The following is a 20,255-nucleotide window of genomic DNA, read 5'->3' as shown; positions in this document are numbered from 1 at the left end:
CAGGGCCACCGGCAGGGCGCCGAGGGCGGCGAGGCCGCCGGCTTCGCCCTGGCGTCCGCCGCCGAAGGCGATGACGACGAAGACGAGCACGAAGGTGCCGATGATCTCGGTGGCCAGGTTCCAGCCGTAGGACCGGATGGCCGGGCCGGTCGAGAACGCGGCGAGTTTGCTGCCCGCATCCGGTTCGGCGTCGAAGTGCTGCTTGTAGGCCAGCCAGACGACCACGGCGCCGAGAATCGCGCCGAGCATCTCGGCGGCAATGTAGACGAGCACCGACAGGAACGTGACCGGCACGCCCGAGCCGAACTCGGTGGCGCCGGAGGCCACGAGCCCGAGCGTCACCGCCGGATTCAGGTGCGCGCCCGAGTTGTAGGCGACGATCACACCGGCGAAGACGGCGAGGCCCCAGCCGATCGTGACCATGAGGAAGCCACCGCCGAAGCCCTTGGTTTTTGCGAGCGCGACGTTGGCGACAACGCCGCAGCCGAGCAGCACGAGGATGGCCGTTCCGACTACCTCCGACAGGAATACAACACCGAGATTGTCCACATTGACCTTTCTGATGGGGTGAAGCTGAGGATCCGATTCACCAGGGGTGAATCAGCAATCCTGTGAAACCGTACCGGTCCCCCGGTACCCGTTTGGGGGGTTTGGGCTGCACGTTCGTGCAGATCCGGCCCGCCGGGCGTCAGGCGGCCGCGTGGGCGTCCCGTTCGATCGGAGCCAGGTCGACTCCGTGAACCTGGCGCAGGATGCCGACCGCGAGCTCGATCTCGGCCGCCCGGCGCGCGGCATCCCAGCCGAGCACCGGTGCGACCACATCGGCGAGCTCCCCGACCAGGGCGCTGGTCGTGCCGCCGACGAATGCGATGCTCGTGCGCCGCAGCAGCACGTCGATGAGTCGCACGACCGACTCCGTGGCGGCGAGGTATTCGATCTCGCGCCGGGTGTAGTCCGAGGCGTGCTCCAGCGGGGCATCCGGCCCGGCCGTGAGGTGCTCGATGACCTGCACCGCCCGAGTGCCGTACCGGGCCAGAAGCAGTGCGGCCCTGGGCCGGCCCACCTCGTCGCCGTTCGCGGCCAGCCAGACCTGCAGCGCGTCATCCGTCACCGGAAAGTCGCGCCCGCCGCCGATGGGGAGCCCGACCGTCGAGACGGTTCTCGGCATGCCCAGCAGGGTCAGGATGTCGCCGCCCAGGTTCTCGGCGAGGGCGCGGAAGGTCGTCCACTTGCCGCCGACCAGGCTGAGCAGGGTGCCGGTCCGGGCGCCGAGCGGGCGGGATTCGATCCGGTAGTCGCGGGACACGAAGCCGGGCTGTTCGTCGTCGTGGCGGGGCAGCGGCCGCACCCCGGCGAAGCGGAAGACGATGTCGGAACGGCCGACCGTGATGTCTGGGAATACGTGCGAGACGAGTTCGAAGAAGTAGTCGATCTCGGTCTCGGTGCAGCGGATCGGCTGGGTCATGTCGTGCTCGAGGTCGGTCGTGCCGATCAGCACGCGGTCCTTCAGCGGGTAGATCAGCACGATGCGGCCGTCGCTGTGCTCGAAGAAGATCTCCCGCCCGCCGGTCGCGGCGAGCAGTTCGGGATGGTCGACGACGATGTGCGAGCCCTTGGTGCCGCCCATGAACTCGCTGGCCCGGCCGAGCGCGGCATTGGTGAGGTCGGTCCACGGCCCCGAGGTGTTCACCACGACATCGGCCGTCACGCTGAATTCCTCGCCGGTGACGACGTCCCGCAGGCGCACGCCGTCGGCATCCATCCCGATCGCCTCGGTGTAGTTGGCGCTGCGGGCGTGCAGCCCGGCATCCAGGCCGTCGCGCAGCACGTCAAGCGCGAGGCGCTCCGGGTCGTGCATCGCCGCGTCGTAGTAGGTGGCCGTGTACTTGAGGCCCGGATTCAGCCGGGGCAGCTGGGCCAGCGACTCGCGGGCGCCGTGGAACTCGTGGCGGGGAACGCTGCCGCCGTCGCGGGAGAAGGAGTCGTAAAGGGAGAGGCCGACCTTGATCAGCAGGGCGCCGCGCTCCTGGTGCTTGCCCTGCCTGTGGGTGAGGAACCGCAGCGGCGCGGCCAGCACACCGGAGAAGGTCGAGAAGATCGGCACCGTCGTCTTGAGCGGCTTGACGTAGTGCGGCGCGATTTTCAGCAGCCCGTTGCGCTCCTCGACGGACTCCTTGACCAGGCGGAACTCACCGTTCTCGAGGTAGCGGACGCCGCCGTGGATCATGTGCGAGGACGCGGCCGAGGCGCCCGAGACGTAGTCTCCCTTGTCGACGATCACCACGTCGACACCCTGCAGTGCCAGGTCGCGGAAGGTCGCGATGCCGTTGATGCCGGCCCCGATGATGAGCACCTGCGCCTCGGGGCGGGTGCGGATGGCTGACTGGGCTGACTGAGACTGGGTGGACGTCACTGTTCTCTGGCCTCTCGGGATGGGAGCATGCAGGGGCGCTTGCGCTGACGGCAAGACATGTGAATGAATACAGCCTGACAGTCCGACACAAACATTCAGTCGGATTGCACATACGTGCAAGGAGTGAGAATGCTGCTCGACGACGACCCGGCGCAGTCCGACCGCACCCGCGACGCGCTCACCGCCTCGCAGCTGTACTACCTGCAGGACCTGACGATGGAGGCCATCGCGCAGGAGCTGCACACCTCGAGATCCTCGGTCTCCCGGCTGCTCAGCCACGCCAGGGCGACCGGGCTCGTCGACATCCAGATCCGGTCCCCGCTGGATGCGCCGAGCCGGCTGGAGCAGGAAATCCAGGCCCGCTACGGGGTCACGGCGCATGTCGTTCCGGTGTCCGACCGTGCCAACGACGTCGACCGGCTTGAGCGCGTCGCCCTCTCGGTTGCACGAATTCTCGGCCAGTACTTCGACTCGAACATGATCATGGGCATCGCCTGGGGCTCGACGATGAGTGCGATCAGCCGGCACATCACGCCGAAGCCGACCCACAATTCGCAGATCGTGCAACTCAATGGCGCCGGCAATATGAGCACCACCGGGCTCGGCTACGCGAGCGAAATCCTCGGCCGGTTCGGCAACGCGTTCGGCGCCCATGTGCAGCAGTTCCCGGTGCCCGCGTTCTTCGACGACCCGCTGACCAGGCAGGCGCTCTGGCGCGAGCGCAGCATGGCCCGGCTGATCGAGATGCAGGGGCGGATGGACGTCGCGCTGTTCGGGCTGGGGTCGCCCTTCTCCGAGGTGCCCAGCCACGTCTACGCCGGCGGCTACCTCGATCCGGACGACTTCGACGCGCTCAACCGCGACGGGGTGGTCGGCGACGTGGCGACGGTGTTCTTCCGCGCTGACGGGTCGACCGGCGGCATCCCGCTGAACGAACGCGGCACCGGCCCGGACTTCGCCGTGCTGCAGCGCACGCCACGCCGGATCTGCGTCGTCTCGGGCAACTCCAAGCTGCCGAGCCTGCGCGGAGCCCTGTGTGCCGACCTCATCACCGACCTGTTCCTCGACGAGGGCACGGCGCGGGCACTGGTCGCGACCCCCTGACCGGCCGGCACGCGGTCCGCCGGTCGCCGCCGCACCAATCCGCCGTCGCCCGGTCCCACGGCCGCCACCGCCGCAATCCGCCGACCAGCGGCCGGTTCGCTGTGTGGCCAACTCAGGAGAATCCGTGCGCCGGCGCCCGGAGGCCGCACTCATCCGGGGGAACCGGGCCCGAACATCCGAAATCTCCTGAGTTGGCCACACAGCAGCCGACGCGGGAAGCGGGAAGCGGACGCGGGAAGCGGGAAGCGGGCGCGGGAGGCGGGAGGTGACGATGCGGGCGGGAATTATCCGGAGCCGCACGCGTTGGGATATAACTAGAAGTAAGAAACGTGCTCCGGGGTCGGTGAAAATCCGAGCCGGCGGTTAAAGTCCGCGACCCGTGACGCTCCTCGGAGCGAAGCGGTTGAGCTGGTGAAACTCCAGCACCGACGGTTAAAGTCCGGATGGGAGGCGCACGAGTCGGTTGATCTTTCGAGATCGATCGGCGGGTTTCGCGTTTCGCGATGCCCCTACCCCCGGAGTTCGTGCGGACCACGAACGGGGACGGGAATGACACAGGACGCGGACTACGAACGCTCCATGCGTCGCGCCCTCGACCTCGCCGGCAACGGCCCGGCGACCGGCGTCAACCCGCGCGTGGGCTGCATCATCCTGGGCGCCGACGGCGAGACACTCGCCGAAGGCTGGCACCGCGGCGCCGGCACCCCGCACGCCGAGGTCGACGCCCTCTCCAAGCTTCCGGCCGGCGGCGCCCGCGGCGCAACCGCCGTGGTCACCCTCGAGCCGTGCAACCACACCGGTCGCACCAGCCCCTGCTCGGTCGCCCTCCTCGACGCCGGCATCAGCCGCGTCGTCTACGCGGTCGCCGACCCCGGCGAACGCTCCTCCGGCGGGGCCGAACGGCTGCGCGCGGCCGGCGTGGCGATCCAGGGCGGGGTGCTCGCCGAGGAAGCCACGGCGTTCCTGGCCGACTGGCTCTTCGCCGCGGGCCTCGGCCGCCCGTTCGTGACCGTCAAATGGGCCTCCAGCCTCGACGGCCGCGCGGCCGCCGCCGACGGGTCCAGCCAGTGGATCACCGGCCCCGAGGCCCGCCAGGACGTGCACCGGCGGCGAGCGCAGGCCGACGCCATCGTCGTCGGGACCGGCACGGTGCTCGCCGACGACCCGGCGCTGACCGCCCGAGACGCCGACGGCGGCCTCCTGCCCGGCCAGCCGATTCCCGTCGTGCTCGGCACCCGTCCGATCCCCGCGGGCTCCGCCGTGCTCTCGCACCCGCAGGCCCCTCTTTTCTTCGACGGCTCCGACCTCGGCGCCGTGCTCGGCGACCTGCACGAGCGCGGCATCCGTCGCGTCTTCGTCGAGGGCGGCCCCACCCTCGCCAGCGCGTTCGTGGCCGCCGGCCTCGCCGACGAATACCTCATCTACCTGGCCCCCACCCTGCTGGGCGGCGGCCGGCTCGCCCTGAATGACATCGGTGTCCAGGGCATCGCCGAACAGCGGCGGCTGGCCATCACCCACCTCGACCGGCTCGGCGACGACATCCTCGTCATCGCGCGCCCCCTGGAAAGGAACGACCATGTTCACCGGAATCATTGAGGAACTCGGCAGCATCGAACGGATCGAGCGTTCGACGGATGCCGCACGCCTCACCTTCCGCGCCCCCCTGGTCGTGGCCGGCGCGGGGCACGGCGACTCGATCTCGGTCAACGGCGTGTGCCTCACCGTCGTCGACCGCACCCCGGAGGGCTTCACGGCCGACGTCATGGCGCAGACCCTGGCCATGTCCACGCTCGACGGCCTGGCCGAGGGCACGCCGGTCAACCTCGAACGCGCCGCCCTGGTCGGCGACCGCCTCGGCGGGCACATCGTGCAGGGCCACATCGACGGCACGAGCACCGTGCTCCGGGTCACCCCCGGCGACGCCTGGCGGGTGCTGAGGTTCGACCTCTCCCCCGAGCTCGCCCCGCTGGTCACCGGCAAGGGGTCGATCGCGATCGACGGAGTGTCGCTCACCGTGAGCAACATCAGCCCGGCGAGCGAACCGGAGCAGTGGTTCGAGGTCTCGCTGATCCCCGAGACCCTCACCGCGACCACCCTCGGCGCCCTCGGGGTCGGGGACCAGGTCAACCTCGAGACCGACATCCTGGCCCGCCACGCCCTGCGAATCCTCGACCTGGCGGCGGCCGCACGACCCACAGCCGCAGGCGCAGGCGCCGCCGACGCCGCACCCCAAGCACCCGCACCCCAAGCACCCCAAGCACCCCAAGCACCCGCAACACAAAGGAGCGCATTATGAGCCTCGCCGACATCCCCACCGCCCTCGAGGCGCTGCGCCTGGGCAAGCCGGTCATCGTCGCCGACGACGAAGGCCGCGAGAACGAGGGCGACGTCATCATCTCCGCCCAGATGGCCACCCAGGAGTGGATCGCCTGGACGGTTCGATACTCGTCCGGCTTCATCTGCGCGCCGATGACCAACGACATCGCCGACCAGCTCGACCTGCCCGTCATGGTTCTGAACAACGAGGACGTGCGCGGCACCGCCTACACCGTGTCGGTCGACGCGGCCGATCGCCTGAGCACGGGCATCAGCGCCGCCGACCGGGCGCACACCCTGCGGGTGCTGGCCGACCCGATCTCCACCCCGGCCAGCCTGCACCGGCCGGGCCACATCCTGCCCTTGCGCGCCGTGGACGGCGGGGTGCGCGAGCGCGACGGCCACACCGAGGCCGCGGTCGACCTGATGAAGCTGGCCGGCCTCGTGCCGGTCGCCGGGATCGCCGAGATCGTCGCCGAGGACGGCGAGATGATGCGCCTGCCCGGCCTGATCGAGCTCGGCGAGCGCGAGGGCGTGCTCGTGATCACGATCAAGGAGCTGATCGAGTACCTGCAGGAATTCCACTGCGACACCGACCTGCCCACGATCAGCCCGATCCTCGAATCGCCGCGGGTGGACTTCGAGGTGGAGACGACGGTTCCGACCAGGCACGGCGCATTCCAGATGCGGGCCTACCGCGACCGGATGACCGGGGCCGACCACGTCGCCGTCGTTTCGGGAGTCCCGGCCAACGGCGCCCTCGTCCGGGTGCACTCCGAGTGCCTGACCGGCGAGGCGTTCGGCTCGCTCAAATGCGAGTGCGGCCCCCAGCTGGACGCGGCGCTGGAGACCATCCAGCGGGAGGGCGGTGTCGTCGTCTACCTGCGCGGCCAGGAGGGTCGCGGCATCGGCCTGATCAACAAGCTCCGCGCCTACAAACTGCAGGAAGACGGCCTGGACACGCTCGACGCGAACCTGGCCCTGGGCCTGCCCGGTGACTCCCGCGACTACGGCGCGGCCACGGGCATCCTGCACCAGATGGGGCTGACCTCGGTGCGCCTGCTGACCAACAACCCGGAGAAGGTGCGCCAGCTCGAGCTGCACGGCGTCGCCGTGACCGAGCGCGTGCCGCTCGTCGTCGGGATCGGCAGCCACAATGAGGACTACCTGGCCGCCAAGCGCGACAAGATGGGCCACCACATCGAGGAGCACCACATGTTGAAGGGAATCGCACTGTGAGCGGAGCAGGATCGCCCGAACTGACCGTCGACGGAACCGGCCTCAGCGTCGTGATCGTGGCCGGGCGCTGGCATGACGTGATCACCGACGGGCTGATCGCCGGGGCGACCCGCGTGCTCGAGGCGTCCGGCGCAAGCTGGTCCCTGGTGCGCGTGCCCGGCAGCTTCGAGCTGCCGGTCGCCTGCAAGATCGCCCTCGAGAACGGGGCGGATGCGGTGGTCGCGCTCGGCGTGATCATCCGCGGCGGCACCCCCCACTTCGAATACGTGTCGGCGGCGGCGACGGATGGCCTGACCCGGGTGGCGCTGGACGCCGGCAAGCCCGTCGGGTTCGGCGTGCTCACCCTCGACGACGAGCAGCAGGGACTCGACCGGGCCGGGCTGCCCGGCTCGAAGGAGGACAAGGGCGAGGAGGCCGCGTCGGCGGCCATCGCGACGGCTCGGCTGCTGCGGGAGCTCGCCTCCCGGTGAGCCTCGCGTCCCGGTGAGCCTCGCCTCCCGGTGAGCCTCGCCTCCCGGTGAGCGATGGTGCCGTCCCCTAGGCTGGCGGCATGGACATCCTGATCGGCATTCTCGTCATTCTGCACTTCATCGGCCTCGCCTCGCTGCTCGGCGGGTTCCTGGTGCAGGTGAAGGACATCATCGCCGGCAAGGGCACCGTCGTCGCCGCGATGTTCCACGGCGCCCTGACCCAGCTGGTGACCGGCCTGCTGCTCGTCGGCCTCGTGCAGATGGCCGAGCCCGGCGAGATCGACAATGCCAAGATCGCCGTCAAACTGGTCGTCCTCATCGTGATCACGGTGCTCGTGATCATGTACCGCAAGAAGCCCGTCGCCCCGTCGTGGGCACTCTGGGCCATCGGCGGCCTCACCGTCGCCAACATCGCCGTCGCGGTTCTCTGGAAGTAGTCCCCGCGAAACCGCAGTTGTGCGCGCTAAAACGACGTTTTAGGGCGCACAACTGCGGTTTCGCGGGGAGAGGTCAGTCGAGGAAGAGCACGCGCAGGCGGCGGGTGGTGAAGACCAGGCCGACGAGGATCATCACGACGTAGTAGAGCACGTGCCAGAGCATCCCCGGCCCGACCAGTCCCGTGGTCAGCCCGCGCACGAGCTCCACCCCGTGCCAGAGCGGCAGCGCCTGGATGACGTACTGGATGCCCTGCGGGTAAACGCTGAGCGGGTAGAACGTCGCCGAGAACAGGAACATCGGCAGCAGGAACAGGTTGATCCAGTCCATCTGCTGGAACGTCTTCATGTAGCTGGTGATCGCCATGCCGACGCTGGCGAAGCCGAACGCGATCAGCAGCACGGCCGGCAGCGCCAGCAGCGCCCACCAGGACAGGTTCAGCCCGAGCGCCTGCATCACGAGCATGAAGCCGGTCGCGTAGATCCCGCCGCGCAGCAGGGCCAGCGAGATCTCGCCGAGCGCGACATCCAGCGGCCCGAGCGAGGTGGACAGCATGCCCTCGTACAGTTTCGCGAACTGCATCTTGAAGAACACGTTCCAGGTCGAGTCGTAGATCGCGCCGTTCATCGCCGACACGGCCAGCAGCGCCGGCGCGATGAACGCCGCGTACGGCACCTCATCGCCCGATTCGGTGGTGATCGTGCCGATCAGCGCGCCGAGGCCGAGGCCCATCGAGAGCAGGTAGAAGATCGGCTCGAAGAAGCCGCTCACCACGATCATCCAGTTCGAGCTTCTCGTCGCGCGCCAGCCGCGCTGCATGACGCTGCGCGCGTTGCCGGCGTAGAGGGCGCGCATCGGCCGGGCGGCGGCGACGGATGCTGCCACCGCGGTCTCGGAATCCGTCACTTGTTCAGCCTCCTCACGGTGACGCGCCGGGCCCAGGTCCAGCCGATGCCGAGCAGCACGGCCAGGTAGAGCACGTGCACGACGGTCAGCCAGATCGGTTCGCTCGCGCCGTAGGCGAAGACCCGGGCCAGTTCGGTGCCGTGCCAGAGCGGGGAGATCCAGCCGATCCACTGCAGGTAGATCGGCAGCACGCCGAGCGGGAAGAAGGTGCCCGAGAACAGGGTCATCGGCAGGATGATGAAGCGCATGACCATCACCAGCTGGCCGTTGTCGTCGATGATCCTGGCCGTGTAGCCCATCAGCAGGGCCCCGAGCCCGAGGCCGGTGAGCAGCGCCGCGAAGACGGCGAGGAAGCCCGTCGGCGACGGGACCGCGCCGAAGAGCAGCATGAAGCCGAAGTAGATGCCCAGGGTGACGAGCATCCGAACGGTCACCGAGATGACGATGCCGTTGATGATCTGGCCCGGCTGGATCGGGGAGGCGTTCATGCCGTAGAAGACCGGGTTCCACTTGAAGCCCAGCAGGACCGGGTAGCTGAACTCCTCGGACGCGACGGCGACGGCCGCGCTGGCGAGCAGGGCCGGGGCGACGAAGGTGAGGTAGCTGACGCCGTCGACCGCCTCCGCGCCGAGGTTGCCGTCGACGAGCGTGGCCAGGCCGACGCCCATGGCATAGAGGTAGATCAGCGGGTTGCCGATGGCCGTGACCACGACCGTCTGCGCGTAGGAGCGCATGACCCGGAACCGGTGCTCGGCGACATACCAGGACCCCCAGCGGCGTGGTTTGACCGTCGCCGCGATGGCCTGTTCGGCCTGGTCGACCACGGCGCTCATTCGATCAGGGTCCGTCCGGTCAGCCGGAGGAAGACGTCTTCCAGGCTCGAGCGCCGCACGAGGCTGGTGATCGGGTGCAGCCCGGCCTGGGTCATCCGTTCCATTTCACGCTCGCCGTTGCCGCTGTAGACGAGGATGCGGTCGGGCAGCACCTCGATCCGGTCGCCGAAACCGGCGATCTGCTCGGCGACCTGGGCGTTGCGCTCGGAGCCGAACCGCACCTCGAGCACCTCCCGGGAGGAGTGCTTGCGGATGAGCTCGGCCGGGGACCCCTCGGCCATGATCGTGCCCTTGTCGACCACGACGAGCCGGTCGCAGAGCTGCTCGGCCTCGTCCATGTAGTGGGTGGTCAGCAGCAGGGTGGTGCCCTGCTCCTTGAGCCGGAAGAGCCGGTCCCAGAGGATGTGCCTGGCCTGCGGGTCGAGGCCGGTGGTCGGTTCGTCCAGCAGCAGGATCTTCGGGTCGTTGATCAGCGCGCGCGCGATCGTGAGGCGGCGCTTCATGCCGCCGGAGAGGGCGTCCACCTTCGATTTGGCCTTGTCCTCGAGCTGCGCGAAGGCGAGCAGTTCGTCGGCGCGCTCGGCCACCTGCTTGCGCGGCAGGCCGAAGTAGCGGCCGTAGACGAGCAGGTTCTCGCGCACGCGCAGCTCGGTGTCGAGGTTGTCGGACTGCGGCACGACGCCGAGGCGGGAGCGGATCTCCGGCCCGTAGCCGTTCGGGTCGAGGCCGAGGATGCTGAGGTCGCCGCTTGTGCGGGTGGAGACCGCGCCGACCATCCGCATAGTGGTCGATTTGCCGGCGCCGTTCGGGCCGAGCAGGCCGAAGGACTCCCCTGGCGCCACCTCGAAGGAAATGCCGTCGACGGCGGCGAAGTCCTTGTACTTTTTGACGAGGTTTTGGGCGATGATCACGGGCTCCGGCACAGTTCCCCACTGTAGACCGGTCGGAGGTCATCTCCCGGGAAGTAAACTCGGTTGGTGAGCACGACACCCAGCGCCGAATCCGCCCCTTCCTCCCTCCCCTCCTCGGAGCGTCCCCCGACGACGTCCCGGTTCGGGCGCCGCGGCGGAACCCCCGAGGGGCCGCGCGCGAAATTCAGCCAGCTCATGCCCTACCTCCTCGAGCACAAGAAGGTGCTCGGCGTCGTGATCGTGCTGAGCATTCTCGGCGCCGCGGCCAGCCTGGCGCAGCCGCTGCTGGTCAGCCAGGTGATCACGATCGTGCAGAAGGAGGACCCGCTCGGCGGGCTCGTCGGCGCCCTGATCGCGCTCGTCGTCGTCTCCGGCCTGATCAGCGGCTACCAGCACTACCTGCTGCAGCGCACCGGTGAGGGCGTCGTGCTCTCCAGTCGCCGCAAGCTGATCGGGCGGATGCTGCGGCTCCCGATCAGCGAGTTCGACACCCGGCGCACCGGCGACCTCGTCTCCCGGGTCGGCTCCGACACGACCCTGCTGCGTGCCGTGCTTACCCAGGGACTCGTCGAGGCGGTCGGCGGCTCCCTCACCTTCGTCGGCGCGCTCATCGCCATGCTCATCATCGACCCGGTGCTGCTCGGGCTGACGGTGCTCGTGATCACCGTGTCGGTGGTGACGGTGACGTTGCTGTCCCAGCGCATCCGTACCGCCAGCGCCGCGGCGCAGGCCAAAGTCGGCGACCTCGCCGCCAGCGTCGAACGGGCCATCAGCGCCGTGCGCACCGTGCGCGCCTCGAACGCGACCGAGCGCGAGATCGCGGTCGTCGAGGAGGACGCCAGGGGCGCCTGGCGGATGGGCATCAAGGTCGCGAAGATCTCCGCCCTGGTCGTGCCCATCGCCGGCATCGCCATGCAGGTGTCATTCCTCGTCGTGCTCGGCGTCGGCGGCTTCCGGGTCGCCAGCGGCGCCATCACCGTCGCCGACCTGGTGGCCTTCATCCTCTTCCTGTTCATGATGATCATGCCGCTCGGCCAGGCCTTCGGCGCGATCACCTCCGTGAACGCGGCCCTCGGCGCGCTCGGCCGGATCGAGGAGATCATCGACCTGCCCGCCGAGGACCAGTTCGACCGCGACATCGCCCCGCTGGCCCTCACGGTCGGCGCCGCGAACGCGTCGATGCTGCCGGATGCCCCCGCCATCGCCTTCGAGGAGGTGCACTTCGGCTACGCGGTTCCGGCCGCGCCGGGTGGCACGCCCGAGCCCGGGGCCACGCCACCGGCCGCCGCAGAAGCCCCGGTCGCCGCCGCGGACGTGCCCGCGGTGCTCGAAACCCTGATCATCGCCCCCGGCGTACTCGAGGAAGTGCTCGCCGAACCCGATCTGATCGACGCCAACCTGGCCGCAGCCGACGGCGCCGGCACGTCGGGACCGGCGCCGGCCGGTCCGCGCGCGGTGCTCCGCGGGGTCTCGTTCAGCGCCCCGCGCGGTCTGCGCACGGCCCTGGTCGGGCCGTCCGGCGCCGGCAAGAGCACGATCCTCGCCCTGATCGAGCGGTTCTACGACCCCACCGCCGGCATCGTGCGACTGGGCGGGCTGGACATCCGCACCCTCGACCGCACCGCGCTCCGGTCGCAGATCGGCTACGTCGAGCAGGACGCCCCTGTGCTCGCCGGGTCGCTGCGCGACAACCTCACCCTGGCCACGCCGGACGCCACCGACGAGGAGTGCATCGCCGTGCTGCACGCCGTCAACCTCGGCGAGGTGCTCGACCGTGACCCGGCCGGGCTCGGCGCGGCGGTCGGCGAGTCGGGCGTCATGCTCTCCGGCGGCGAACGCCAGCGGCTCGCGATCGCCCGGGCCCTGCTCGCCGCGCCGCCCATCCTGCTGCTGGACGAATCCACCTCGAGCCTCGACGGCGTCAACGAGCAGAAGATGCGCGCGGCGATCGACGCGGTCGCCGTCAACCGCACCCTGATCGTGATCGCGCACCGGCTCTCGACCGTGGTCGATTCGGACCAGATCGTGGTACTCGACCACGGCCAGGTCGTCGGCACCGGCACCCACTCCGAGCTCGTCGCCTCCACCCCGCTCTACCGCGAGCTCGCCAAGCACCAGCTCCTCGTCTAACCGGAGCTCCCCGCACGCTAATCCCCCCACGCCGACCTGTGAGTTTGGCACCTTCCCGGGGCCCGGGAAGGTGCCAAACTCACAGTTCGGCGAGTTGGCGAGGTGGCGCGGCTACTCCGCGCGGAGGTTGTAGCGCACGCTGGCCAGCTCGGCGAGCAGCGCCGGGGGAACGCGGCTGCCGAACTTCTTGAAGTATTCCTCCGTCATGTCGCACTCCTCCATCCAGGACTCGTTGTCGATGCGGAACAGCTGCTCGACCTGGTGCTCGGACAGGTCGAGTCCGTCGAGGTTGAGCGCGTCGTCGGACGGGAGCAGTCCGATCGGGGTGTCGACGGCATCCGCCTTGCCCTCGATGCGACGCACGATCCACTCGATCACGCGCGAGTTCTCGCCGAAGCCGGGCCAGAGGAAGCTGCCGTCCGCGCCCTTGCGGAACCAGTTCACCTGGAAGATCGCCGGGGCGTTGACGCCGAGTCCCTTGCCGACCTTGAGCCAGTGGGCCCAGTAGTCGGCCATGTTGTAGCCGCAGAACGGGAGCATCGCGAACGGGTCGCGGCGCAGCTCGCCGACGGTGCCCTCGGCGGCCGCGGTCTTCTCGGAAGAGATCGTGGCACCCATGAACACACCGTGCTTCCAGCTGCGCGCCTGAGCGACGAGCGGGACGTTGGTGGCGCGACGGCCGCCGAACAGGATGGCATCGATCGGCACGCCGCCGAACGCCTCCCAGTCCTCGGAGATGGACGGGCACTGCGCGGCAGCGACGGTGAACCGGGAGTTGGGGTGCGCGGCCGGGCGTCCGGAATCGGGCGTCCAGTCGTTGCCCTGCCAGTCGATGAGGTGGCTCGGGGCCGTCTCGGTGAGGCCCTCCCACCAGACATCGCCGTCGTCGCGCAGCGCCACGTTTGTGAAGATCGTGTTGCCCCAGACCGTGTTCACGGCCGTCGGGTTCGTGATCTCGCCGGTGCCGGGGGCGACGCCGAAGAAGCCGGCCTCCGGGTTGATCGCGTAGAGCTTGCCGTCGGGGCCGGGGCGCAGCCAGGCGATGTCGTCGCCGATGGTCTCGACCTTCCATCCGGGGATGGTCGGGCGCAGCATCGAGAGGTTCGTCTTGCCGCAGGCGGAGGGGAACGCGGCGGCCACGTGGGACACGCCGCCCTCCGGCGAGGTGACCTTGATCAGCAGCATGTGCTCGGCGAGCCAGCCCTCATCGCGGGCCATGACGGATGCGATGCGCAGCGCGAACGACTTCTTCGACAGCAGCGCGTTGCCGCCGTAGCCCGAGCCGTACGACCAGACCTCGCGGGTGTCCGGGAACTGGACGATGTACTTGAGCTCGCTGCAGGGCCACTGCACGTCGTCGCGCTTCTGGCCGTCTTCCTCGATCAGCGGGAAGCCGACGCTGTGCACGGTCTGCACCCAGCGCGCCCCGCCCTCGATCAGGCGGAGGACCTTGTCGCCCATGCGGGTCATGATGCCCATGTTCAGAACGACGTAGGGCGAGTCGGTGATCTCGACGCCGAGCTGCGAGATGGGGCCGCCGAGCGGGCCCATCGAGAACGGCACGACGTACATCGTGCGGCCGCGCATGCTGCCGGCGAAGACGACCTGGAGCTCGTCGCGCATCAGCTCGGGGTCGGCCCAGTTGTTCGTGGGGCCTGCGTCGTCGGGGTCCGCGGAGCAGATGAACGTGCGGTCCTCGACGCGGGCGACATCGGAGGGATCCGTGCGGGCGAGGAAACTGTTGGGGCGCCACTCCGGGTTCAGGCGGATGAGCTTGCCCTCGGTGACGAGCTGCTTGGCCAGGGCGTCGGCTTCGCGCATGGAACCATCGCACCAGACGATTGCGTCCGGCTGGGTCAGGCGGGCGACCTCGTCAACCCAGGCCTGGAGGTTGGGGTCGGTCGTGCCCGAACCCGTGCTGGATTGTTCTCCGCCGGTCTGGATGGGGAAATTAGCGATGGTCATCTCCTGGCCTTTCATCGTTGATTTCAGGTCGATCTCGCTCGGGTGCGACGTTGCAGGGCGTGAAAATTTGCCCTCTTGATCCAGTGTGCGGCAGAAATCCGGACAGAAAGCGAGAACCAGCCGTTAAGAAAGTCGTTTCTTTCGGTATTGTTAAGGAATGTCGTCGCAAGCCTCTGATCTCATCACCCTCGGCCATCGCATCCGTCATTTCCGCGGCCAGCGCGGGCTCACCCTGGACCAGCTCGGTGACCGGGTGGGGCTGGCCGGCAGCCAGCTCTCCCTGATCGAGAATGGGCGGCGGGAGCCGAAGCTCTCGACGCTGCAGGATGTCGCGGCCGCCCTGGGCGTCGACCTCACCGAGCTGCTCAGCCGCGACGCTCCGAACACGCGGGCGGCGCTGGAGATTGAGCTGGCCAGGGCGCAGAAAAACCCGCTCTACGGCGCGCTCGGCCTGCCCCAGGTCAAGGTGACCAAGGGCACCCCGCTGGCGGCCGTCGAGTCCCTCGTCGGGCTGCACCGGGAGCTCGCCCGCCGGGCCAGCGAGGCCATCGCCACGCCCGAGGAGGCGCGGCGCGCGAACACCGAGCTGCGCGAGCTGATGCGCGACCGCGACAATTACATGCCCGACATCGAGCAGCTGGCCGAAGACCAGGTGCGGGCCTCCGGGCACGTCTCGGGCGCGCTCACCCACCGGGAGGTGAGCGTGATGGCCGAGCGCCTGGGCTTCAACCTCATCTACGTCAACGACCTGCCCAACTCCACGCGCTCGGTGACCGACCTGGTCAATCACCGGATCTACCTGCCGCCGGCGTCCATCCCCGGCGGCCACGGCCTGCGGTCGATGGCGCTGCAGGCGATGGGGCACCGGCTGCTCGGCCACGAGCGGCCCTCCAGCTACGCCGAGTTCCTCTGGCAGCGGCTGCAGATCAACTACTTCGCGGCGGCAGCGCTGATGCCACGCGAGGCATCCCTCGCCTTCCTCTCCACCGCCAAGCGCGAGCGCGAGCTGGCCGTCGAAGACTTCCGCGACGCCTTCGGGGTGACGCACGAGGCCGCGGCCCTCCGGCTGACGAACCTGGCGACGAGCCACCTCGACATGACGCTGCACTTCCTGCGCGTCACCGGCGACGGCGCCCTGCAGAAGGGCTACGAGAACGACGGCCTCCCGTTGCCGGTCGACGTGACCGGCTCGATCGAGGGCCAGTACGTGTGCAAGCAGTGGAGCGCCCGCAGCGCCTTCACCCACACCAACCGCACCACCGAGTTCTACCAGTACACCGACACGCCGGCCGGCACGTTCTGGTGCGCGACGCAGACCGGGGCGACGGATGCCGGCGAGTTCTCGATCACCGTCGGCGTGCCGTTCGCGCAGGCGAAGTGGTTCCGCGGCCGGGAGACGACCCAGCGGGCCGTGTCCCGCTGCCCGGACGAGTCCTGCTGCCGGCGCCCGGTATCCGCGGTGTCGTCTCGCTGGGTCGGGAAGGCCTGGCCGAGCGCCAGACTGCACGCCCATGTGCTCTCGCCGCTGCCCTCCGGGACCTTCCCGGGCGTCGACGACACCGAGGTCTACGAGTTCCTCGAGGCGCACGCCGCGGAGTAGCCCCGTCGGGCGCACGCCGCGGAGTAGCCCCGTCGGGCGCCCGCCCTCGCGCAGGCTGAGTTGCTGTTACTGAGTTACTGAGTTACTGAGTTACTGAGTTGCGGAAAAAGTACCTTCCCGAGCCCGCGGAAGGTACATTGTCCGCAACTCAACGGCATCCGCGACCGCGCGAAGCCGGAGCCGCGGGCGGCGGGCACCGTCGGACTATGACGCGTTTCGCATCGCCTCGAGCCCGTCGAGTATGAGGTCGAGTCCTACGAGGAACTCGTCGCCGTAGAAGTAGCCCGGCTTCAGCACATAGTCGGCGGTGAGCTCGGCAAGGTATGGGTACTCACTCCTGGGGAGCTGCGCGAGCATGATTTCGGCCATCGCGGCGACTTCTTCCGGTGTGGTGAAGGGCAGACTCTTTTCCTGCATTGCGAAACCATAGATGTAGCTGTCCACCGCTGAGAACGCGTGCGCCGCCATCGCGACGGAGAAGCCGCCGTTGCGGAACGTGCCGATCACCCGGTCGTGGTGCCGGAGGGTGGCCGCACCGGGGTTCGCGCCGGAGTCCCGCACGGTTGTCGCCCAGGAGTGCCGGGCGAGAATCTCGCGAAAAGAGATCGAGCGTTTCCGGATGGCCGTCTTCCAGTCGTCGCTATGCGAAGGCAATTCGATCTCGCTGAAGACCGCGTCTGCCATGCCGTTGATGAGGTCTTCCTTGTTGGCGACGTGATTGTAGATCGACATTGCTTCGACGTTCAGCTCTTCGCCCAGCCGCCGCATCGTGAGCGCATCGAGTCCCCCGACGTCGGCGAGTTTCACGGCCGCCTCAATCACCCGATCGCGGTTCAGTCGGACTCGCGCCTCTGGCGCTGCCCTGCGCGGTGATGCCATGTCGCTCTCCCCTATTTTTCCTCAGTCATTGACAACCTTACTCCGTACATGTACCGTACTTACAACCTAAACATACGTCGTAAGTATGGACACCGTACAACGTAAGGAAATGATCATGACAACTCGCCTGCAGTTCGCACCGACCATCACGGCACGGGCGTTCACCCTGAACCCCTTCCGCTGGTCGCAGGCCACGGGAGCACTCGTGTCGGGCATCGCCCTGACGCTCATGGTGTTCCTGGCCATCTTCGGCAACTTCGTCGCCATCGAGGGTCTCGTGACCGCCGGAGACGCAGAGAAGACCGCGGAAGCGATCGCGGCCTCGCCGGCGCTGTGGATCGCCGGCATCGTCGCGATGTATCTCGTCGCCGTGCTGGACGTCGTCGCAGCCGCCGGAACCGCCGCGCTCTTCAAGCCCGTCAACAGCCTCGTCTCCACCGTGGCCGGCCTGACGAGGACCGCCTTTGCGGTCTGGTTCATGATCGCCCTCGGCCAGCTCGTGATCGCCTTCAACAACCTCGGCACCCCGGAGGCGGCGCTCCACAACATCGAGGCGTTCACCTCGATCTGGAACACCGCCCTCGGCCTGTTCGGCGTGTATCTCCTCATGGTCGCCTACCTGTCGATCCGCTCCGGCTTCATGCCGAAGATCTTCGGGATCCTCATCGGCATTGCGGGCCTGGGCTACATCGCCGACCTCGTCGGCCTGATCCTCGTACCCGGCTTCACGCCCGTCTTCGGCCTGTTCGGATTCGTCGGCGAGACCGCAATGATCTTCTGGCTCCTCATCAGGGGCCGCAAACTCCCCCGTACCTCCTGACTCCCCACAGGTGCGTCATTCGACGCTGAGTTGCGGAAAAAGTACCTTCCCGAGGCCGCGGAAGGTACTTTTTCCGCAAGTCAACGGCATCCGTTGGCGAATGGGGGGGCCGGCGCACCCGCTAGCGTGGGGCCATGACACTGACGTCCCCGTTCTCGCCGTTCTCTGCCCTCGATGACTACATCGCGCTCCCCCGGGTGGAAGGCCTCGCGCTCTCGCCCGACGGCCGGCGGGTGGTGCTCACGGTCGCCACGCTCTCCCGCGACCGCACCGGCTATGACCGCGCGCTCTGGTCCGTGCCCGCCGACGGCTCCGGGACGCCCGCCCGGCTGACGCGCTCCGCCAAGGGCGAATCCGGCGTTGCCTTCACCGGGTCCGGGGACATCCTCTTCGTCTCCGGGCGCCCCGACGCCGACGCCGAGAAAGACACCGAGGCCGCCCAATTGTGGATGCTCCCCGCCGCCGGCGGCGAGGCCCGTGCGGTCACCCGCCTGGCCGGCGGCGTGTCCGGAATCGCCGCCACGGCGACAGCCTCGGACACGGTCGTGATCGCCGCTAACCTGCTCGTCAGCGCGACCGACCTCGAGGCCGACGCCACGGCGCGCGCCCTGCGCAAGGACAAGAAGGTCGCCGCCATCCTGCACGAAAGCTACCCGGTGCGGTACTGGGACCAGGACCTCGGTCCCGCCGAACCGCACCTGTTCTCACTCGACCTGTCCGCGCTCGAGGACGTCCTGGCGGCTTCGACCCCCGAAGCGGCCGGCTCGGACAAGAAAACGGATGCTCCCGCCCCCTACCCGGCGGACCTCCCCCGCCCCAGGGACCTCACCCCCGGCCCCGGCCGCTCGGGCGACACCGCCGGGGCGGACCTCACTCCCGACGGCCGCACCCTGATCACCGCGCTGCGTGTGCAGGAACAGCGCTCCGGCCGTTCCATCCTCGTGTCGATCGACCTGGGATCCGGCGCGCAGACCGTGCTCTTCGACGAAGAGCACGTGGACTTCGAGGCCCCGGCAGTCAGCCGCGACGGCAGCAGCATCGCGTTCGTGCGCGCCGAGGACAGCACCCCCGAGGGCCCCGCCGACCGGGAGATCTGGGTTGCCGACATCGACGGCGGCAACCCCCGCCGCCTCGCCCAGGGCTGGGACCGCTGGGCCTCGAGCCTGATCTTCGACGCCGACGACGAGGCCCTCGTCGTCACGGCCGACCACGACGGCCGCGGCCCCGTGTTCCGTGTGCCGCTCGACGGTTCGGCCGTGCGACGGGTGACGACCGACGAGTTCAGCTACACCGACGTGGCCGTCGACGCTGCAACCGGAGACCTCGTGGCGCTGCGGTCCTCGTGGACGGCGCCGTCGCATCCGGTTCGGATCAATCGGTCCGGCGAGGTCACCGTGCTCGCGACGCCGGCGACGCTGCCGGCCGCCCCGGGCACGATCACCGAGGTCGAGACGTCGGCCGAGGACGGCGCGCGGGTTCGGGCCTGGCTGCTGCTGCCCGAGGGGGCCTCGGCCGAGCATCCGGCGCCGCTGCTGCTCTGGATCCACGGCGGCCCGCTGAACAGCTGGAACGCCTGGAGCTGGCGGTGGAGCCCGCTGCTCGCGGTCGCCCGGGGCTACGCGGTGCTGCTGCCCGACCCCGCGCTCTCGACCGGCTACGGGCTCGACTTCATCGCCCGCGGCTGGGATGCCTGGGGCGCCAGGCCGTACACCGACCTCCTGGCGATCACGGATGCCGCGGAGGCCCGCGCCGACATCGACGCCACGAAAACCGCCGCGCTGGGCGGCTCGTTCGGCGGGTACATGGCGAACTGGGTCGCCGGGCACACCGACCGGTTCCGCGCCATCGTCAGCCACGCGAGCCTGTGGGCGCTCGACCAGTTCAACGGCACGACGGACAGCTCGCACTACTGGCAGAGCATCTTTTCGCCGCAGGGCATGATCGACAACTCGCCGCACCACAGCGTGCGCGAGATCGCGACGCCGATGCTCGTCATCCACGGCGACCACGACTACCGGGTGCCGATCGGCGAGAGCCTGCGGCTGTGGTCCGAACTCGCCGAGCATCACGCCGAGCCCGACGGGAGCACTCGGCACAAGTTCCTGTACTTCCCCGACGAGAACCACTGGGTGCTGAAGCCCCAGCACGCCGTCGTCTGGTACGAAACGGTGTTCGCCTTCCTCGACCAGCACGTGCACGGGGCGGCGTGGAAGCGGCCGGAGTTGCTCGGCTGA

At 69.1% G+C, this 20,255-nt stretch carries 17 protein-coding genes and 1 riboswitch; of the genes, 10 read left to right on the top strand and 7 right to left on the bottom strand.

Annotated features, from left to right (window positions below; all coding sequences use genetic code 11):
- Positions 1-549, bottom strand: a 549-nt coding sequence (locus BLQ39_RS07655) for an MIP/aquaporin family protein (RefSeq protein WP_092322997.1), incomplete at its 3' end; no start/stop codon positions are given.
- A gap of 139 nt (positions 550-688) precedes the next feature.
- On the bottom strand, positions 689-2,413 hold the full coding sequence (locus tag BLQ39_RS07650; protein WP_092322996.1) for a glycerol-3-phosphate dehydrogenase/oxidase: 1,725 nt from the start codon (positions 2,411-2,413) through the stop codon (positions 689-691).
- Between the two features lie 129 nt (positions 2,414-2,542).
- Here BLQ39_RS07650 and BLQ39_RS07645 point away from each other — a divergent pair, with 129 nt between their 5' ends.
- The 6 genes from BLQ39_RS07645 to BLQ39_RS07620 all read left to right on the top strand — a co-directional run bounded on the left by BLQ39_RS07645 (position 2,543) and on the right by BLQ39_RS07620 (position 7,979).
- Positions 2,543-3,517 carry a sugar-binding transcriptional regulator gene (locus BLQ39_RS07645; RefSeq protein WP_092322994.1) on the top strand — a complete coding sequence of 325 codons (975 nt, stop codon included), beginning with the start codon at positions 2,543-2,545 and terminating at the stop codon, positions 3,515-3,517.
- Between the two features lie 326 nt (positions 3,518-3,843).
- A riboswitch (FMN riboswitch) is annotated at positions 3,844-3,976 on the top strand.
- 90 nt (positions 3,977-4,066) lie between these two features.
- A complete protein-coding gene (gene ribD, locus BLQ39_RS07640) occupies positions 4,067-5,113 on the top strand; it encodes a bifunctional diaminohydroxyphosphoribosylaminopyrimidine deaminase/5-amino-6-(5-phosphoribosylamino)uracil reductase RibD (protein ID WP_166784387.1) in 1,047 nt (348 codons plus the stop codon).
- A complete protein-coding gene (locus tag BLQ39_RS07635; protein WP_092322993.1) occupies positions 5,094-5,813 on the top strand; it encodes a riboflavin synthase in 720 nt (239 codons plus the stop codon). The genes ribD and BLQ39_RS07635 overlap by 20 nt, the downstream gene beginning before the upstream one ends.
- On the top strand, positions 5,810-7,072 hold the full coding sequence (gene ribA, locus BLQ39_RS07630) for a GTP cyclohydrolase II (protein ID WP_092322991.1): 1,263 nt from the start codon (positions 5,810-5,812) through the stop codon (positions 7,070-7,072). The genes BLQ39_RS07635 and ribA overlap by 4 nt, the downstream gene beginning before the upstream one ends.
- Positions 7,069-7,542, top strand: a complete 474-nt coding sequence (gene ribH, locus BLQ39_RS07625; protein WP_092322990.1) for a 6,7-dimethyl-8-ribityllumazine synthase — start codon at positions 7,069-7,071, stop codon at positions 7,540-7,542. Before ribA ends, ribH begins: the two co-directional genes overlap by 4 nt.
- Positions 7,543-7,622: 80 nt before the next feature.
- Positions 7,623-7,979, top strand: coding sequence for a hypothetical protein (locus tag BLQ39_RS07620; protein WP_092322988.1), 357 nt, complete (start codon positions 7,623-7,625; stop codon positions 7,977-7,979).
- Positions 7,980-8,052: 73 nt separating this feature from the next.
- Here the strand turns inward: BLQ39_RS07620 and BLQ39_RS07615 are convergent, their stop codons facing one another.
- Genes BLQ39_RS07615 through BLQ39_RS07605 form a run of 3 tightly spaced genes read right to left on the bottom strand, consistent with a single transcriptional unit; the run spans position 8,053 to position 10,639 of the window.
- A complete protein-coding gene (locus tag BLQ39_RS07615) occupies positions 8,053-8,832 on the bottom strand; it encodes an ABC transporter permease (RefSeq protein ID WP_092323016.1) in 780 nt (259 codons plus the stop codon).
- Positions 8,833-8,879: 47 nt separating this feature from the next.
- Positions 8,880-9,716, bottom strand: a complete 837-nt coding sequence (locus BLQ39_RS07610) for an ABC transporter permease (RefSeq protein WP_092322987.1) — start codon at positions 9,714-9,716, stop codon at positions 8,880-8,882.
- The gene (locus BLQ39_RS07605) at positions 9,713-10,639 is read right to left on the bottom strand and encodes an ABC transporter ATP-binding protein (protein WP_092322985.1); all 927 of its coding nucleotides are present in this window, start codon (positions 10,637-10,639) and stop codon (positions 9,713-9,715) included. The genes BLQ39_RS07610 and BLQ39_RS07605 overlap by 4 nt, the downstream gene beginning before the upstream one ends.
- A 183-nt stretch (positions 10,640-10,822) precedes the next feature.
- On the opposite strand from BLQ39_RS07605, the gene BLQ39_RS07595 reads away from it, so the two are divergent.
- Positions 10,823-12,757, top strand: coding sequence for an ABC transporter ATP-binding protein (locus BLQ39_RS07595; protein ID WP_092322982.1), 1,935 nt, complete (start codon positions 10,823-10,825; stop codon positions 12,755-12,757).
- A gap of 111 nt (positions 12,758-12,868) precedes the next feature.
- Here BLQ39_RS07595 and BLQ39_RS07590 read toward each other — a convergent pair whose 3' ends face one another.
- Positions 12,869-14,722, bottom strand: coding sequence for a phosphoenolpyruvate carboxykinase (GTP) (locus BLQ39_RS07590; protein ID WP_092323014.1), 1,854 nt, complete (start codon positions 14,720-14,722; stop codon positions 12,869-12,871).
- Between the two features lie 157 nt (positions 14,723-14,879).
- Here BLQ39_RS07590 and BLQ39_RS07585 point away from each other — a divergent pair, with 157 nt between their 5' ends.
- On the top strand, positions 14,880-16,322 hold the full coding sequence (locus tag BLQ39_RS07585) for a helix-turn-helix transcriptional regulator (RefSeq protein WP_092322980.1): 1,443 nt from the start codon (positions 14,880-14,882) through the stop codon (positions 16,320-16,322).
- Positions 16,323-16,526: 204 nt separating this feature from the next.
- Here the strand turns inward: BLQ39_RS07585 and BLQ39_RS07580 are convergent, their stop codons facing one another.
- Entirely contained in the window at positions 16,527-17,129 is a 603-nt protein-coding gene (locus BLQ39_RS07580; RefSeq protein ID WP_241986969.1) for a TetR/AcrR family transcriptional regulator C-terminal domain-containing protein, read from the bottom strand.
- A 187-nt stretch (positions 17,130-17,316) separates the two neighbouring features.
- On the opposite strand from BLQ39_RS07580, the gene BLQ39_RS07575 reads away from it, so the two are divergent.
- Both BLQ39_RS07575 and BLQ39_RS07570 read left to right on the top strand, forming a co-directional pair.
- A complete protein-coding gene (locus BLQ39_RS07575) occupies positions 17,317-18,021 on the top strand; it encodes a DUF4386 domain-containing protein (RefSeq protein WP_166784389.1) in 705 nt (234 codons plus the stop codon).
- Positions 18,022-18,155: 134 nt separating this feature from the next.
- Complete coding sequence (locus BLQ39_RS07570; protein WP_092322976.1) at positions 18,156-20,255, top strand: S9 family peptidase; 2,100 nt, start codon at positions 18,156-18,158, stop codon at positions 20,253-20,255.

Source organism: Cryobacterium psychrotolerans (genome assembly GCF_900101115.1).
Lineage (GTDB): Bacteria > Actinomycetota > Actinomycetes > Actinomycetales > Microbacteriaceae > Cryobacterium > Cryobacterium psychrotolerans.
The sequence above is the reverse complement of the archived record's forward strand: the minus strand, read 5'-3'. Positions and strand labels throughout refer to the sequence as shown.